Here is a 1,064-nt window from a genome sequence, read left to right on the forward strand (position 1 = left end):
CGTCCTACACCCTTACCCCGGGACAACCACCGCCCGGGCTGGACTACCTTCCTGCGTCACCCCATCGCTCACCTACTGCAGACTTGGTTCAGCGGCTCCACCACTTCCCTTTGCCCGAAGGCTCCGGGACGGCTTCACGGCCTTAGCATTACCTGGTTCAGCGTTGGCGCTTCAAAGCGGGTACGGGAATATCAACCCGTTGTCCATCGACTACGCCTGTCGGCCTCGCCTTAGGTCCCGACTTACCCTGGGCAGATCAGCTTGACCCAGGAACCCTTGGTCAATCGGCGCAAGAGTTTCCCACTCTTGTATCGCTACTCATGCCTGCATTCTCACTCGTATACCGTCCACGACTCGATTCCTCGGCCGCTTCACCCGGCACACGACGCTCCCCTACCCATCACAGCAACCGTTAGGTCTTCACGCTGCAATGACACGACTTCGGTGATGTGCTTGAGCCCCGCTACATTGTCGGCGCGGAATCACTTGACCAGTGAGCTATTACGCACTCTTTCAAGGGTGGCTGCTTCTAAGCCAACCTCCTGGTTGTCTCTGCGACTCCACATCCTTTCCCACTTAGCACACGCTTAGGGACCTTAGTCGGTGTTCTGGGCTGTTTCCCTCTCGACCATGGAGCTTATCCCCCACAGTCTCACTGCCACGCTCTCACTTACCGGCATTCGGAGTTTGGCTAAGGTCAGTAACCCGGTGAGGCCCATCGCCTATCCAGTGCTCTACCTCCGGCAAGAAACACGTGACGCTGCACCTAAATGCATTTCGGGGAGAACCAGCTATCACGGAGTTTGATTGGCCTTTCACCCCTAACCACAGGTCATCCCCCAGGTTTTCAACCCTGGTGGGTTCGGTCCTCCACACGGTCTTACCCGCGCTTCAACCTGCCCATGGCTAGATCACTCCGCTTCGGGTCTTGGGCATGCAACTCAAACGCCCTATTCGGACTCGCTTTCGCTACGGCTACCCCACACGGGTTAACCTCGCTACACACCGCAAACTCGCAGGCTCATTCTTCAAAAGGCACGCAGTCACGGCCCGCCAGCAAGCTG

The 1,064-nt window shown here is 57.7% G+C and carries 1 rRNA gene; it reads right to left on the reverse strand.

Going from position 1 to position 1,064, the window contains the following annotated elements:
• Nucleotides 1-107: 107 nt before the first annotated feature.
• A 23S ribosomal RNA gene (locus ABZW30_RS47080) occupies nt 108-1,064 on the reverse strand; the annotation flags it as partial.

Source organism: Kitasatospora sp. NPDC004669 (assembly GCF_040609455.1).
Classification (GTDB): Bacteria; Actinomycetota; Actinomycetes; order Streptomycetales; family Streptomycetaceae; genus Kitasatospora.